This is a genomic window from uncultured Empedobacter sp., from assembly GCF_937930195.1.
In the GTDB taxonomy this organism is placed as follows: domain Bacteria; phylum Bacteroidota; class Bacteroidia; order Flavobacteriales; family Weeksellaceae; genus Empedobacter; species Empedobacter stercoris.
In genome coordinates this window covers 12276-29312 of the sequence record NZ_CALGVK010000138.1, presented here as the reverse complement: position 1 = coordinate 29312, position 17037 = coordinate 12276, and the positions used below count along the sequence as shown (strand labels likewise).

Here is a 17037-nt window from a genome sequence, read left to right as displayed (position 1 = left end):
GCACTTGATTACGGCTCAAGAGGTTACAGGTTTGAATCCTGTCTCGGTCACAAAAGCAAAAGCTCATCAAAATTTGATGAGCTTTTTTGTTTTAATACACTTCTGTTTCTTGTGGAATTTCCTCTAATTTTTTCTTTTGTTTTGACATAAAAAAGATACAATTCCCGAACCAGGTTAACCAAAAAATATAAAATCCAAAATGAAATGTTTTCTTTAGTAATCGATGCGATGTTTCTGTGAAATCATAATATGTATAAATTAATCCTATTATTCCTATCGAAAGAAAGATGAATGGCAATAACAATTGTTTCAAACGTTTGGTTGTTTTCATTTTCCAAACAGATAACACCACAAAAATTATCGCTTGAATCGCAAATAATAAAAGTGCTGTTTTCCACCACGATTTTAGAATAGTGTATTCGTTGTAAATAATCGTGATTCCGACTTTTCCGATGAATGACATTTTCGAAATCATGATTCCAGAAAGCAAAGAAGAAAAAGCTAAGATTAGTAAATGTATAATTTTGTTTTTCATTTGATTTAAATCAAAAAGTTAAATAAATTAATTGTTTAAATATCGTCTAAGTTCTCGATACGATTCATATCAGAATCACTAGAACTGACGAAATCATCGTAATAAAAATATTAAATAAGTTATTCCAATTATTAAACCAATCAGAACTGGAATTCCGATTATTAAATTATAAAAATCATTCGTACCAGATTCTGAATTTGAGAATTCATCAAATTTTAGTTTAGGTTTAAAGATTTTAATGATAATAAATCTTATTGTTAATCCTATAAAACCTCCAATAAATTCAAAAAGAATATATCCTAAAATTTCGAAAATCACTTGCATACAAATAATTTATATCCTAATATAATCAAAAAAAAGCCTTGCAAATGCAAGGCTTTTAAATATTTTAAAGAAATTGATTCTTATAAGTTAATTGAGAAATCCATTAATTCGTGGAATTTTCTTAATCTATCGATTAAACCCTCTCTATCTAAAGCTTCTAAAGATTCAGTTCCGAATTTTTCACAAGTTACAGATGCTAAAGCAGATCCATAAACGATTGCACGTTTCATATTATCGAAAGAAAAATCATTTGTTTTTGCTAAATATCCTGAGAATCCTCCTGCGAATGTATCTCCTGCTCCTGTTGGATCAAAAACATCTTCTAATGGTAAAGCTGGAGCAAAGAAAACTTGTTCATCTTGGAACAATAAAGCACCGTGCTCACCTTTTTTGATGATAACCGTTTTAGGACCAAATGTCATAATTTTTTTAGCTGCTTTTACTAAGCTGTATTCTCCTGACATTTGACGCGCTTCTTCATCATTAATAGAAATCACATCAACATCTTTGATGACATCCATTAATTCATCCCAAGCACAATCCATCCAAAAGTTCATTGTATCTAAAACAACCAAACCTGGACGTTGATCTAACTGCGTTAAAACTCCTTTTTGTACCAATGGATGTAAGTTACCTAACATCAAAACATCTGGAGATTTGTAAGTTTGAGGAACAACTGGATTAAACGTTTCTAATACATTCAATTCTGTAGCTAATGTATCACGTGTATTCAAATCGTTGTGGTATTTTCCTTCCCAGAAGAATGTTTTTCCATCTTTTACGATTTCCATTCCATCTAAATTGATTCCTTTCGAACGTAATAAATCAATGTATTTTTGAGGAAAATCTCCTCCAACAACTGAAACAATAGCTGTATCTACGCCTAATAGAGAAGACGCCATTCCGATATATGTAGCGGCACCACCTAAGATTTTATCTGTTTTCCCAAAAGGAGACTCTAATTTATCAAAGGCAACTGTACCAACTGTTAATAAACTCATTTTGTATATTCTAAATTAAATAATTTGCAAATGTATTGAATTGATTTGAATTAAGGCATAATGCCTATTTATTATTTTTAATTTAATCCCTTCTTAACTGCTTGTCCATTAAAAAATTACGATTAAATTATCACAAATATTTATAAAGCATTAGCTAAATCTGTAAACGCAACCTCTGTTTGTTCACCAGAAATCATGTCTTTTACTGTTGCTTTTTGTTCTGCAATTTCTTTCTCACCTAAAAGAATTACTTTTTTAATTCCTTTTTTATCAGCATATCCCATTTGCTTTTTCATTTTCGCATCATCAGGATAAACCTCCGTATTAATACCTTGTTGACGTAATTGTTTCACCAATTTCATCGCAACTGCAGCTTCTGTTTTTCCAAAATTAATGAACAATGCCTGAATATTCGTTGAATCTTCCAAAGCTGGAAATAGATTATTTTCTTCTAAAACTAAATAAATACGATCTAAACCAAACGAAATTCCAACACCAGAAATATCTTTCAGACCAAAAATGCCTGTCAAATCATCGTAGCGACCTCCACCACCAATAGATGATGAGAATTCTCCGATTTTTGCTTTTACTTCGAAAATGGCTCCAGTATAGTAATCTAATCCTCGAGCTAAAGTTAAGTTCAAGAATAATTCGGCAGATTGTAATCCTAAATTTGCTGTTTGCTCAAAAACAAATTCTAATTCTTCGATACCTTTTAATCCAGTTTCAGACGATTTTAAAATATCTTTTAACTGCGCAAATTGCGTTTTATAATCTCCTTTCATAGAGAATAAAGGTGACAAAATCTCGATTGCAGCTTCCGAAATTCCTTTTCCTCGCATTTCTTCTTTTACCGCTTCTTCCCCAATTTTATCTAACTTATCCAAAGCAACTGTAAAATCAATCAATTGAGCCGAAATATCTGCTACTTCTGCTAAACCAGATAAAATTTTACGGTTATTGATATGAATTTCAACTGGCGCTTTCAGTTCTGTAAAAACAGTATCGTATAACTGAACAAAATCAACCTCTTGTAACAGAGAATCTGAACCTACAACATCCGCATCACATTGAAAAAACTCTCTGAAACGCCCTTTCTGAGGACGATCTGCACGCCAAACAGGTTGAATTTGGTAACGTTTGAACGGAAATGTAATCTCATTTTGGTGTTGTACTACGTAACGTGCAAAAGGCACTGTTAAGTCGTAACGCAACGCTTTTTCTGAGATTTGAGATGTGATTTTTTGACTATTTCTATCTGTTAATAATTGTTCATCAACTTTCGCTAAATAATCACCAGAATTTAAAATCTTAAAAATTAGTCGATCCCCCTCTTCTCCATATTTCCCTGTTAAGGTTGATAAATTTTCGAATGATGGAGTTTCGATCGGAGAAAATCCGAATAACACGAATTGTTTTTTAATCGTGTTGATAATATATTGACGACGATTCACTTCTAAAGGAGAGAAATCTCTTGTTCCTTTTGGAATCGATGGTTTTTGAATGGCCATTTTTCTAAATCTTACTTATAAAGATACAAAAATACATCATTTTGATTTTTAACCCGACATTTTAGGAATAAATCATTGATTTAGAAAATATTTATCTGTGCATCACATTTTATTGCATCATTTTTGAACAAAAATCTTTTCTCGAATTGATGATTTTAATAAAAAAGAGGTAAACTTCAAACTTCATCCATCGTAATTCTAATTCGTAAATTAAATCGTAATTTTGCCTTATGTATTTAAAAGAACTTAAAGCAAGACAATTCAAGAATTTTGATGAAAATAATTTCGAATTTTCCTCAAAAATTAATGCATTTGTGGGACAAAATGGAAAGGGAAAAACCAATGTGTTGGACGCGATTCATTATTTGGCTTTAAGCAAATCGTATCTCAACCATTCGGATGCGATGAACATACAATTTGATTGTGATTTTTTTACATTAGAAGGCACTTTTGATAAGAATGAAGCAGATGATGTTATTTTCTGTTTGGTTCGTTCTGGTCAACCCAAACAACTAAAACGAAATTCGAAGTCATATGATCGTATATCGGATCATATCGGTCAATATCCTTTGGTCATGATTTCGCCTTATGATAGCGATTTGATCAAGGAAGGAAGTGAAGTTCGTCGAAAGTTTTTGGATAATATTATCTCGCAATCGAACAAGCAATATTTAGCTGATTTAATGCGATACAATAAAGTATTAGTCCAACGAAATGCTTTACTAAAATATTTTGTTGCCAATAATACGTTTGACGCTTCATCGTTAGAAATTTATGATGAAGAGTTGATTCATTTGGGTAAAAAAATACACGAAACTCGAAAAGAATTTATAAAAACTTTTTTAGACGCTTTCCTAAAATATTACAACGAAATTTCGGAAGGACGAGAAAAAGTAAATATCGAATATGTTTCGCAATTAAACGATGCACCTTTTGAAAAGGTTTTAAAAGATGCTTTATACAAAGATCGTTCAGCTCAATATTCGACAGCTGGAATTCATAAAGATGATTTGTTGTTTACAATCACCAATTATCCCATCAAAAAATTTGGGTCGCAAGGTCAACAAAAATCCTATTTAATTGCGTTGAAATTAGCTCAATTAGAAGTGATAAAAAATTCGCTCAACATTACACCTTTGTTATTATTGGATGATATTTTTGATAAATTAGACGAACATCGTGTAACACAATTGATTAAATTAGTGAACGAAGAACGTTTTGGTCAAATTTTTATTACCGATACACATCCCGAAAGAACTGAACAAATCATCAAACAAATTAACGCTGAAAGTAAAGTTTTCCGACTATGAAAAAGTATGAAAAACGAAGTAATCAACAAACGCTTGGTCAAGCTTTAGAGCATTTCATTAAACAAAATGGAAAAGAAGAATTGATTTGGGAAGTGAAGGCTGAAGAAGCTTGGCGAACTGTTATGGGCAAATTTTTTGAAAAATATACCGATCGTGTTGAAGTAAGACAACGCACTTTATATGTTAAAATTAATTCCCCTGCAATGCGTCATGAATTGATGATGGGAAAATCTAAAATCATTGCAAATATTAATGAGGAAATCAAAAAAGATTTTTTGGTTGATGTAAAAATTTATTAGAAAATGCCTTACATAGAACACTCAAACTATCCGAAACCCAGTTTTCTGAATCGAAATTCGCATTATTCTACGATCTATCCTGCTAAATTTAAAAAATATCCCGTTCCAACCTATACACGAGAAAAAATCGCCACAGAAGATGGTGATTTTTTGAATTTGGATTGGCGTTTTCAAGAAAATAAAGATCAATTAATCATACTTTTTCATGGTTTAGAAGGCGATTCGAAACGAACCTATCTAAATTCGTGTTCAGACTTCTTTTATAAAAAAGGCTTCAATATTTTGGCTTGGAATCATCGTTCGTGTGGTGGTGAGATGAATAAAACATTGCGTTTGTATCATCATGGTTCGATTGACGATGTTCATTGTGTGATTGAAAAAGCAATAAACGAAAATTATAAAAATATTTATTTGATTGGCTATTCGATGGGAGGAGCTTTGGTGTTAAATTATTTGGGTAATTACACCATCAATGAACGTATAAAATGTGGGGTTATTTTTTCTGCTCCAATTTCGCTGAAGTCTTGTGCAGATGAATTAAAGAAATTTCCAAATACTGTTTATTTCAAAAACTTCAAGAGAACACTTGCACAAAAATTTGCAGAAAAAGCCAAACAATTTCCTGGAAAAGTGAATGAAGAAATGATTGATAAAATCAAAACTTTTGATGAAGTCGACGATTATTTTACAGCACCAATGCATGGTTATCAAAACAAAGAAGAGTATTATACTAAGGCTTCTCCAGCAACTGTTTTGAACCGTATCACAACACCTTGTTTGATTGTAAATGCTGCAAATGATCCTTTTTTGGGGGATGAGTGTTATCCTATTGAGCGATTAAAAAATCATTCCTACTGCACTTTCGAAATGCCTAAATATGGTGGACATTGTGGATTTCCTTTAAAGGATAATTCTCACTCTTGGTCTGAGATAAGGGCTTATGAATTTATAAAGAGTTTGTAAAATAATACGCATAAAAAAACCTCGAAGTAAACTTCGAGGTTTTTGTTATTTATAGGTATGGAGTTATTATAACTCGTACCCTGGATTTTGTTTAATTAACGTTCCATCAATATTGATTTCCGCTCTTGGAATAGGGAAAGCAATAAGTGCTGGATCTACCGTTGTTGGAACATAAGATTTATCTCCCCAACGTAATAAATCCCATTGTCTTTGTCCTTCTCCCATTAACTCACGTGCACGTTCATCTTTAAGATCGTCCATTGTTACTGTTGTAACAGGTTCTAAACCTCGTTGAGTAATTAACGTATTGAAATATGTTACAGCTTTAGCAACATCACCACCGTTTAATTCAGCTTCAACACCGTTTAATAAAACCTCTTCATTTCTGATCATTTTGATGTTATCATTTCCTGAAATATTTGTGTATTTACCAGTAATGAATCCTTTTTCATTAATTAATGATTTTCTAATGTCAGATGCTTGATACAACTCATCAGCCACGCCTGCTTTAAGTTGAATATTAGCGTACCCTCTTGGGTTTAATCTATATCCATAAGATGTAGTTCCTAAAGACGATACTTGTCCAACTGCTAATTCGAAAATTGAATTTGAAGCTGCTCCATTTAACGTATAGTTAAAAGATTCTTTTAATAAACCTGAAGCAATTGGAGTTGTATAACCCTCTGCAGCCAATTCATTTGTTAAAGTTCTAACTTTAGCGTAATCACCTTTGTATAAGTAGAATCTTGACATTAAAGCTTTCAAAGCAGGAACACCTAAATCAGTTTTTGTTAATCCTGATCCTGTATTATTTGTCATTAATTCTAAAGCTTTTGTAAAATCTGCATCGATTTGTGCTTCAGTTTCAGCAATTGTTGCACGAGCCATTTTAGCTTTTGGATCAAATTTAGTTGGAATAACAATTCCTAAGTCTCCACCTGTATATTTTTGACCATAAAGTCTCAATAAGTCGAAGAATGCAATTGCTCTTAAACCATAAGCTTGTCCTTGAGAGAAAGAAGCTTTTGATCGATCTAAATCTGTACCATCTAATGTTGCAATATCAGTATTAATAACAATGTTTGTTTTCGCCACCATTGCATAGATTTGATTCCATGTACTTGTTGCGTAACCATCTGTTGATAACATTGTATAGTTTTGTACATTTTGGTAGTATCCTCCAGCTAAATTACTATACATATTGTCTGATCTTACTTCTCCGTATGCTAAGAAATCTGCTCCATAATATGTGTTTGCTCTCATCGATACATATGCACCTCTTACGAAAGCTTGAACTTCTTGTAAACTTTTTAAAGGAGCCTGTTCAACATCTTGGTGAAATTCTCTTTCAACGAAATCATCACTACACGATACATTGAATGATAATATCGATGCCGTTATGAATGCTATACTTAATAATCTTTTTTTCATTTTAATTTTTTTTTAGAAACTAACGTTAACACCTAATAAGAATGTTTTTAATACAGGTAAACTAAAGTTTGTGTACCCAGCAATGTTAGTTTCTGGATCAAACTTCAATCTATCATCAAAATTGTGTGTCCAGGCGTTATTTGCCATCACATACATTTGAACTGAATTAAGTCCAGTTCCTTGCAACATTTTAGAGTCAAATGTATAGGCTAATCTTGCGTTACTTAAACGAATGTAATCTGCATCATACAAGAAGCGTGTAGAAGCCGCGTTTGATCTTTTATTTCCTCCATAAACTGGTTTTGGATTAGAAGCTGTTGTATTTTCAGGTGTCCAATAATCTCCCATTACATCTCCATAACCAGGGTAGTTTGCTGTATATTGTCCATCACTAAAAGCGTAAGAAGACCAATCGTCATAGATTTTCCCTCCAAATCCGTAGGTGAATTGTAAATCTAATGAGAATCCTTGGTAAGATAATGTTGTATTAAGACCTCCAAACACATTACTCATAAATGAACCTTGTACTTCTTGTACAGCTTCATTATAGTTATTTGTTGTTGCTCCATCTTTACCGTTAATGTACCATAATGGATCACCAGTTGCAGCGTCTACACCAGCCCATTTTCTTAAATAGAATGTACGAACACCTTCACCTTCTCTCATGATAGTAGTTGAAGTTTTTACTTCACCACCATATAAATCTGTAATTTCGTTATTTAACGTATATACGCTAATACCTAAATTCCAGTTAAATTGATTACGGTCTCCTCTAAAGATATCAGCATTTAAAGAGAATTCGAATCCTTCGTTTACTAACTCTCCAATATTATCAACGTAAGAAGTCATTCCTTGAGATCCTGAAATTGGAATACTAGAAATTAAGTCTTTTGTTTTCTTGTTGAAATATTCAGCAGAGAATTTAATACGATCATTTAAGAATCCGAAATCAATCCCTACGTTGAATGGATTAACAGTTTCCCATGACAAGTTTGGATTAAACACTCCTGAATAATTTGCTCCTGCTGCATCATTGTAATTCGAATTAAATGAATATAATCCATAAGGATTTGCAGATACTTGGTTACCAATTTTACCGTAAGATGCTCTTAATTTCATCATCGATATAGCGCGGCTACCTTTAAGCATTCCAATTCTAGCTAAATCAACACCTACTCCAGCAGACCAGAAATCTCCTTCTTTTTGACCTGGCATAAATTGAGATAAAATATCACGACGATAAGAAGCGTCTACTAAAATTAATCTGTCATAATCGTAGTGTGCAGTAGCTGCATATCCCCAACGAGATGAAATACCTCTAGTACCACCATATCCTAATGGCACAACAAAGTTAGTTAATGTCTCTAAGTTAGGAGAACCTACGTTTTGAGCACTCGCATTTAAGAATTTAGAATCAGATTTATATGCTTCTTGAATTAACGAAACACCTACATTATGTAAATCATATTTTTGGTTCCAACTAACAATATTCTGTACGTTGAAATTGAAATATCTACTTACATAAGCATTACTCATCCCGTTTCTAGAAAAACCATCTCCGTGTAAAGGGCTATAGTATCTATCTTCTTCGATATTAATATATTCAGGGGCAAATACTAATGTGTATTTAATATTTTTCCAAATATCATATTCAGCCTTAAAGTTTGCAAAAACTCTTGCAGTCTGAGCTTTACTGTAGTTTAAATCTAATAAAGCAGCTGGATTGAATTGTCCATTTGATAAACGACCACTTGAAGGATCCCAGTAATAAGAACCGTCTGCGTTTCTTACTGGATCTGTTGGTCTATTAAAATATTGAGATAAAATAGGGTTAGCAAATCCTCCTCCATCTGGCAAAGATTTTAAATTACTATAAGACATTTGGATGTCTGTAGATAATTTTAATTTATCAGTTGCTTGGTAAGATAATTTATTTGTGAATGCTAAACGTTTGAAATCAGAATTTTTAATTACAGACTCTTGTTTAAAATAGTTAGCAGAAGCGTAGTAAGATAATCTATCATTAGCTCCAGAAACATTAAAGTCTACATTTTGTTGAAACCCTTTCTTTTGAGTTTCATCTTTCCAATTTGTATCTGCTGTAGAATTATAAATACCAGCAACACTTGCTCCTAAAGCTCCATCTGCTAATGTTTTATAAGTCATTGTCAAATCATCAAACATTCCTGGATTTGCCGCTTGATATCTGTTCATTACACCTACAGCTAAATACTCTTTGTATTCGTTAGCAGTAAATGGTCTGTACCCTTCAACTGCACGGTCATTCCATCCAATAGATGAAGAGAAGTTAAATTTAGCAGCACCTTTTCTTCCTGATTTTGTTGTAACAATAATTACACCTGCTCCTGCATCAGCACCATATACTGCTGTTGAAACGGCATCTTTTAAAACAGTTACACTTTCGATATCATCAGGATTCATACTTGCTAAAATGTTACTTGTAGTATTATTTCTTGTTAAATCACCACTTGAAACACGTACTCCATCAACAATCCAAATTGGGTTTGTACTACCGTTAATAGAAGAAATACCACGTACACGTACATTAGCCATACCTCCTGGTTGCCCTGAAGCATTACCTGTTTGTACCCCAGACACACGTCCTTGTAACATTTTATCTACAGAAGCAACTGGAAGGTCTTCAATAGATTTTGATGTCATTGTACTTGTAGCACCTGTTATTTCTTTTACAGTTTTTGTTTGACCAAAACCAATAACAACAACCTCGTCTAAATCTTTTGTTTCATCAGCAAATTTTAAAGCTCCTAAGTTAGTAGAAGTTACTTTAAATTCTTTTCCATTGATAACTAATGTATCTCCTACTTTAGCATCAATGTTAAAATTCCCATTCTCGTCTGTATATGCAACTTTATCAGTACCTTTTACAGTAACCTCTACGTCAGACTCTGGGAAATTGTTGGCATCGTTAACTACACCCGTTACTTGAGCAAAAGCCATTGTTCCTAACCCTAGGAAAGCTAATAAGCCCAAAGATGTTAATCTTCTCCTCATAGTTTTATATTTTATAACATTTTGGACAAAACTCTAACTTTTTTTTAAGATTTCCAAAAACTTAAGGTTTTTTTTTATTTATCAAGTATACAATATAAAATAGCTATATTATACTAAATAACAACAATTATATTCAAAAAATATCACTAAATTAAATTAATTGCATGTCGTTAATAAATAAAACTTATCTTTAATATTCTTTTTTACATTATTGATTTTAACTTTACCATTAATTTAATCTTAAAGTTTCATAATATTTACAAAAAAAATGGCTATCTAAAAAGATAGCCATTTTGGTATTTAACAAGTTTATTAAAAATCTTTATATATTAATAACCTGGAGTTTGCGTCATATTTGTATTTAAATTTAATACAGATTGAGGAATTGGAAATTGCCATTTGAAATCACCAGCTTTTAATGTTAATTCAGAAGAAGGTGTACCAGTACCATCTGCTAAATATCCATTTCCACTTCTTTGGATACCACTTGTGTAAGCTGAAGAAATTCCACTAACACCTTGTAAACGTTTTAATGTGAACCAACGGTCACCGTTTTCGAAAGCTAATTCTTTGCGACGCTCTAATTGGATTGCATCAAAAATAGCAGCTCCTGTTTCTCCTCCTTCGTATGAAGAGTAACGTACATCTCTCAATTTATTAAGAGTTGTTAATGCACTTGCACTGTCTCCTGCTAAATATTGAGCTTCCGCTAAATTTAAGATTGCTTCTTCAACACGTAAATAACGACCGTTATTTAATCCTAATTTAACTTTACCATTGATGTATTTATTAACAGCAATTACTTGTTGATAATCATGATTAGAAGGGGTAAAAACTTTGAAATATGCATTAACACGCTCAGGTTCTGTTTCTTGATTGTATAAAGCATAAAAATCTTTGTCTACCGCGTATTCAATTACAATATTTTCATCAGTTGCTCCTTGACTAAAATTTGTACCAATTGTAGGATCTCCAGAATTAACAAATGGAATTTCGAATAATACTCCATTGCTATTATTAGATGTCCACAACGCTGCTAATTCAGAAGGATTAGCTGGTGCTACTGCATCAACAGCAGGTTGTGTAAATTCGATTGCTTTCTTGTAATCTCCTTTGTATAAATATATTTTACCTAATAAAGCTTGAGCTGCATATTGATTAATTACAGACGCTTCTTTTGTTGCTTTCAAATTTGGAATAGCTGCTTCTAAATCTGCAATCATTTTATCGTACGTTTCTGCAATTGTAGCATCACGTTTAGGCATTGCTTTTGGATCATATTGATCGATATATGCAATACCTACAGTTGTAGGTGCATCTGCAGATTGTGTAGGAATTTCGGCATACGTGCGAGCTACCTCAAAGTGTGCTAATGCACGAACAGCTTTTGCTTGAGCGACAACATTATTCTTGAAATCACCATCAGGTAAATTATCTGCATTAGCTAAAATAATATTGGCTCTTGAGATAATATTGTATGATGTTGAATAAATACTTGTTGGTACAGAGTTAGAATTATATGCCCATGTATGCGCTCTTTGTCCTGAACGACGTCCATTAGGATCTAAGATTAAGTTGTCAGACATAATATCACCAACTGCGATAATATCACTTGCATTGCTTAATCCTGCATAATAACCTGCTTGACCAAAACCTTTGTATACTCCATTTAATGCATTGGTAAAATCAGATTCTGTTTTGTAATAATCTGAAACTTCAATAGCGTCGAATGGTTTTTGATTGATATCATCATCACTACATGATGTAAAACTTAATGCACAAGCTAATAATGATAATACTAAAATATTTTTTTTCATTTTGTTACAATTTTTTAGAATGATACATTAAATCCGATTGAAAAAGAACGAACTAACGGATAAGAGAACGCTGTAAATGAGTTAGATACATATCCTGATGATCCTGCCGCACTACTTTCACTTGTTCCTGTACCAGCAATTGGGTTACCATGGTAATTTGTCCACAATGCTAAGTTTTGTACTTGAGCAAACATTCTTAAATTTTTAACAAAAGTACCTTCTACTAACTTAGAGAAATTGTATCCTAATGATAAACTACGGAATGCGATATAATCTGAGCTCTCTAAATATTTTGTAGAATATTCTGGCCCTGTTGTATTAGGCATTGCAAATGCTGCATGATCACCTGGTTGTTTCCAGTAATTTGCTGCTTCTACCACGTGGTTATCTAAAGATGTTGGATCTGTTAAGTATGCGTATGTGTTGTTGTACATGTATCCACCTGCTGAGTATGTAAAGTCTGCATTAATGTCAAATCCGTAGAATTTTGCATTCAATCCGAAACCTCCCATTAATTTTGGAAGTGGCGTTTTATTTGTTGCAACAGCGTCACCACCATCATAAACATCCGTTATGTTTCCGTCTTTATCAAAGTACAAATCTTTACCCGTATTTGCGTCAACACCTGCATGTTTTACTAAATAGAATTGGTAAGGTTTACCACCTGATACATGAATCATACTTTCGTAAGAATCAGACATGATCAATGAATTTTGACCATCTGCTAATTCATTAACTTTGTAATTTAAGTTTGTTACGTTACCGTAGAAAGATAAATCAAAGTTTTTAGAACGAATTACATCATAGTTTAACTCTAACTCAACACCTTCTGTTTTAATTTCTCCAGCATTAACAGTTGTTATATATCCTCCTGCTTCTGCAGATAGTTGTTTGTTAAAAATAAAGTCTGAACGTAATTCATTGAAATATGCAGCAGAACCTGTTAAACGACTTCCAAAGAATCCGAAATCAACTCCTACATTAAATTTCTTGTTAGTTTCCCAAGTTGCATTAACATCAGCTAAGTTAGTTGTAGGAAAACTTGCAGGATTACCATTATAAGTTCCTAAGATATTCATCAAGTTCATATTTGCATAACGTGCCAAACCTGAGTCATCTCCTACTTCACCGTATGATGCTTTAAGTGTTAAATTACTAACTGCTTTTGCATCACGTAAAAAGTTCTCTTTTGCTAAATTCCAACCCAAAGCAACACCCCAGAATGTTCCATATTTATTATCTAACCCTGCTAAAGAAGTACCGTCACGACGAACATAAGCATCTACAAAATATTTATTTGCAAAGTCATAAGATGCAGCTCCTAAATAACCAAATTTAGACACTCTCCATCTTTCTGATTTCGAATCTTGTTCGATTAAAGTTGCCAATCCTTGTGTTTGTAAATAGTCGTTAGGGAATCCAAGTCCGTACAATGTCATCGAATATAAACTTTGGTTAATATATTCTGTTGCAGCTGTTACGCGTAAGTTATGTTTTCCAAAACTATTTTCGTAAGAAACCTCATTACGCCAGTTGTAATCGAAACGATCTGTACTTCTATCTGTTTTAGCACCAGCATCACCTAATAATTCAGATAATAACGCAGATGGTTTTAGGAAGTTTTCATATTGTGTGCGGTTATATGTTGCACCAAAAGTTGTACGTGCTGATACATTTTTTGTAATATCAGCTTCTACAAATCCAGTCCCATAAATACGTAAATATCTTGTTTCAGCATCAGTATTTTCCATCTCATCTGCAACAGGGTATCCCATGTAGTTTGCATTTGGATTGTAGATACGATCTCCTTGTTCATCTAATGCATAATCACCGTTTGCATCCATTTGATAGAATGTTTCGTATGGGCGATTCATTAATGTATTAAAGAAAGGTGATTGTGCATTCACACGGTCACGAGGAGAATCTAAAGTTGTATAAGATCCATTTACATTAACACCGTAACGTAACCAATCTTTTACTTTAGTTGTATTATTAAATGTTGCAGAAATTCTTTCTAAACCATTATAATACTGTACAGCACCCTCGTTCTTATCATATCCAATAGAAAAATTATTTGATGATTCACCATCATTTTTACTAATCGAAACAAAGTGAGATGATGTTAAACCATTTTTGTATAAATCATCAGACCATTTGTGGTCATTCTTAGATAAACGTGCTATTTCTTCTGAAGTACGAGCTTGCCCTAATCCTAAATTAGGAATAGTACTTAAACTATTTTGGTAATTTAACAATTGCTCGGCATTCATCAAATTAATATTTGGCAAGTCAACCATATCGTTAACTCCAATACGAGACGAATAGCTTACAATTGCTTCACCTTTTTTCGCAGATTTAGTTTTCATGATGATTACACCGTTCGCTCCACGAGATCCAAAGATTGCTAATTGAGAAGCATCTTTCAATACCTTCACTTCTTCGATATCTGCAGGGTTAATTGCATTAACATCAGAAGCTGTCATATACGTACCATCAACAACATATAATGGAGATTTTACACCACCATTCAAACCAATTGCTCCACGAATTGTAACGTTAGCAGTTGCACCAGGAGCACCACTCATTGCTTGAGATGACAAACCAGCCGCTTTACCTCCTAACATTTGGTCAATAGAAACAGAAGGGTTCATCTGTTCTAAATCTTTTGCCTTAACAGTTGTTACACCTGATTTAGATGGAGCGTTGAAAATAGATTTTACAACTACTTCACTTAAATCAACTGGACTACTTGTTGTAGCAGCATACTTTAAAGTTCCTAAGCTATTGCTTGTTACTGTGAATTCTTTCCCATTAATTACTAAAACATCTCCAATTTTAGCATCAATATCAAATTTTCCGTCTAAATCAGTATAGACAACTTTGTCCGTACCTTTTACAGATACTTCTACATCCGATTCCGGAAAATTATCTGCGTCATTTACAACACCTGTTACTTGAGCAAATGCAGCTGTTCCTAAACCAAGGAAAGCCAATAAACTCAAAGATGTGATTCTTCTCCTCATAGTCTTATTTTTATAAAATAGGGGAACAAATCTGCAAATTAAATTTTAGCTAAAAAAACAAATTGATAAATATTTAATATTTTATTAAATCAAGACAAAAAAGATTTTATTTATCAGCTTTAAAATTTGAGAGAATGATAATTTTAGAAAGATTACATTTTTAACAAATATGATAAACATCTATCTGTTTTTATGTTAATTATTTTCAATTACACTAAAATCAATATTGCATAATATTAAAAAAACAATTAATTACAATTGTATTTTTATACGAAGAACCGTTAAAAAATGACACTAAAAATTATCTTTTTCTTAATGGAAAAATAATTTTTAAAATAAAAAAGACGGCTAAAATAGCCGTCTTAAAGTTAAATCAATTAATTGGTCAATTAATCAATTTTGATATTATCGATGATTAAATCGTACGCAACTTCTTTTCCTACTTTTAAAGAAAATAAGTCATTTCCGACTGTTTTTTGAATATCAAGTCCTTCAATATTTAAGGTTACAAGAACCCATTCTCCTTTTGTATCTATTGCACCATTGTATTGGTTATTTTCTGCTCCAGAAACTGTAACTGGTTGATTTGCTAATTCGCCTACATTAAAAGGTGTAAAACCAGTTGTAGATTTGTTTACATTTAATGATAATGATTTTCCTGATTTACCTTTTACATAGAATGTAATTTTCTTCGGATTAGTAGGAAGTTCGTTTGTTAACTTTGCAGTAAATACATAATCGTTACCTGCTGGTGTTCCTTTTATTTGTAATGCATTCGAATCATCTCTTCCTAAACCTACAGCACTTGTTGCATAGTCTTTAAGTCCAAATTTTGCGTTAATAGAAGACATAAAATCTGCCCAAACGTTAAAATCAGATCCTTTAAATAACAAGTTAGCAGCTTCTGTATCATTTCCGCCACCTGGATTTTGTCCTCCACCTACATCAAAACGAGGTTGATCAAAGTTGACATCTTTGGTATCACGGATATATACTTGCCAAGTAGACCCATATTTAGAAACTACAACTGTAATAGAACCACTTCCTGTTGGTAATGGCTCGTCTTTCCAATCTGCAAAGTTTGAGTTTCTTAATACTACACCTGAACGGCTTCCTGTTTTATCAACTAATTCTCTGTTCTCTATTTGAGATGCTGTACCATATGTTTTATCAACATCTGGTTGTAAGAATTGTACATTGTTAATCTTAACTAATGTGTTCACATTCTCATTTCTCATTGCCTCTGCTAAACTATTGAACTCTTTTGGCTGAATAGCTTGAATAGGCTCACATGTTTTAACTACATATTTCTCATACTCTGTAAGACCTATACGACCTATATCAAAAGAAGGGTCCACTGATCCGATTTTTACAATACCTGCTCTTGTATCTTGTTGAGCTCTTAAGCCTTTAAGACGAATTTGAATCTTAGAACCTAAAGGGTATTTTGTATATAGATTACCTGCATTAATTTCTATTTGAGTTCCGACAGTTGGATTTACTGGATCATCTTGAATAGAAATTGTTTTGTAGATATTTCCTGTTTCATCGCTTGAAATAACATACGCTTCTAAAATTAAATCATCAAGAATTGCTTTATTCTCATCAACGTTTAATTGATTCGAATTCACTTTTTGCATTAACTCTGGTAAAGTAATATTCGCTGTAGGTAAGTTACACTCGATTGGAGGAGTTGAATAGTCGTCATCTTGTACACACGACTGTGCTGTAAATAAGCCTAAACTTAAGGCTGTAGCTAATGTTATTTTTGATATTGTATTCATTGTTAT

The 17037-nt window shown here is 32.6% G+C and carries 11 protein-coding genes; 3 read left to right on the top strand and 8 right to left on the bottom strand.

The genetic code is table 11. From position 1 onward, the window contains the following. Nucleotides 1-91 precede the first annotated feature (91 nt). The 3 genes from Q0616_RS08120 to hisS form a co-directional block, all read right to left on the bottom strand. On the bottom strand, nucleotides 92-535 hold the full coding sequence (locus tag Q0616_RS08120; protein WP_225540583.1) for a hypothetical protein: 444 nt from the start codon (nucleotides 533-535) through the stop codon (nucleotides 92-94). A gap of 404 nt (nucleotides 536-939) precedes the next feature. Beyond that, nucleotides 940-1860, bottom strand: coding sequence for a PfkB family carbohydrate kinase (locus Q0616_RS08115; protein ID WP_171623264.1), 921 nt, complete (start codon nucleotides 1858-1860; stop codon nucleotides 940-942). Between the two features lie 140 nt (nucleotides 1861-2000). Next, nucleotides 2001-3371 (bottom strand): histidine--tRNA ligase, encoded by a 1371-nt coding sequence (gene hisS / locus Q0616_RS08110; RefSeq protein ID WP_260541834.1) that lies wholly within the window; start codon nucleotides 3369-3371, stop codon nucleotides 2001-2003. 230 nt (nucleotides 3372-3601) lie between these two features. Between hisS and recF the strand changes: the two genes are divergently transcribed. The 3 genes from recF to Q0616_RS08095 are packed head-to-tail and all read left to right on the top strand — an operon-like array spanning nucleotide 3602 to nucleotide 5943. Continuing rightward, the gene (gene recF / locus Q0616_RS08105) at nucleotides 3602-4681 is read left to right on the top strand and encodes a DNA replication/repair protein RecF (protein ID WP_171623266.1); all 1080 of its coding nucleotides are present in this window, start codon (nucleotides 3602-3604) and stop codon (nucleotides 4679-4681) included. Continuing rightward, entirely contained in the window at nucleotides 4678-4980 is a 303-nt protein-coding gene (locus tag Q0616_RS08100; RefSeq protein WP_260541833.1) for a DUF721 domain-containing protein, read from the top strand. The genes recF and Q0616_RS08100 overlap by 4 nt, the downstream gene beginning before the upstream one ends. A 3-nt stretch (nucleotides 4981-4983) precedes the next feature. Further along, nucleotides 4984-5943: an alpha/beta fold hydrolase gene (locus Q0616_RS08095; RefSeq protein ID WP_171623268.1), complete on the top strand. Its 960-nt coding sequence runs from the start codon at nucleotides 4984-4986 to the stop codon at nucleotides 5941-5943. 66 nt (nucleotides 5944-6009) lie between these two features. On the opposite strand, the gene Q0616_RS08090 is transcribed toward Q0616_RS08095, so the two are convergent. The 5 genes from Q0616_RS08090 to Q0616_RS08070 form a co-directional block, all read right to left on the bottom strand. Beyond that, on the bottom strand, nucleotides 6010-7374 hold the full coding sequence (locus tag Q0616_RS08090; protein ID WP_298776343.1) for a RagB/SusD family nutrient uptake outer membrane protein: 1365 nt from the start codon (nucleotides 7372-7374) through the stop codon (nucleotides 6010-6012). A 12-nt stretch (nucleotides 7375-7386) separates the two neighbouring features. Continuing rightward, a complete protein-coding gene (locus Q0616_RS08085; protein ID WP_298776340.1) occupies nucleotides 7387-10407 on the bottom strand; it encodes a SusC/RagA family TonB-linked outer membrane protein in 3021 nt (1006 codons plus the stop codon). Nucleotides 10408-10736: 329 nt separating this feature from the next. After that, complete coding sequence (locus Q0616_RS08080) at nucleotides 10737-12224, bottom strand: RagB/SusD family nutrient uptake outer membrane protein (protein WP_284583126.1); 1488 nt, start codon at nucleotides 12222-12224, stop codon at nucleotides 10737-10739. 14 nt (nucleotides 12225-12238) lie between these two features. Continuing rightward, nucleotides 12239-15247 (bottom strand): SusC/RagA family TonB-linked outer membrane protein, encoded by a 3009-nt coding sequence (locus tag Q0616_RS08075; RefSeq protein ID WP_284583125.1) that lies wholly within the window; start codon nucleotides 15245-15247, stop codon nucleotides 12239-12241. A gap of 389 nt (nucleotides 15248-15636) precedes the next feature. Next, nucleotides 15637-17031: a DUF5689 domain-containing protein gene (locus Q0616_RS08070; RefSeq protein ID WP_260541825.1), complete on the bottom strand. Its 1395-nt coding sequence runs from the start codon at nucleotides 17029-17031 to the stop codon at nucleotides 15637-15639. Nucleotides 17032-17037: the final 6 nt, after the last annotated feature.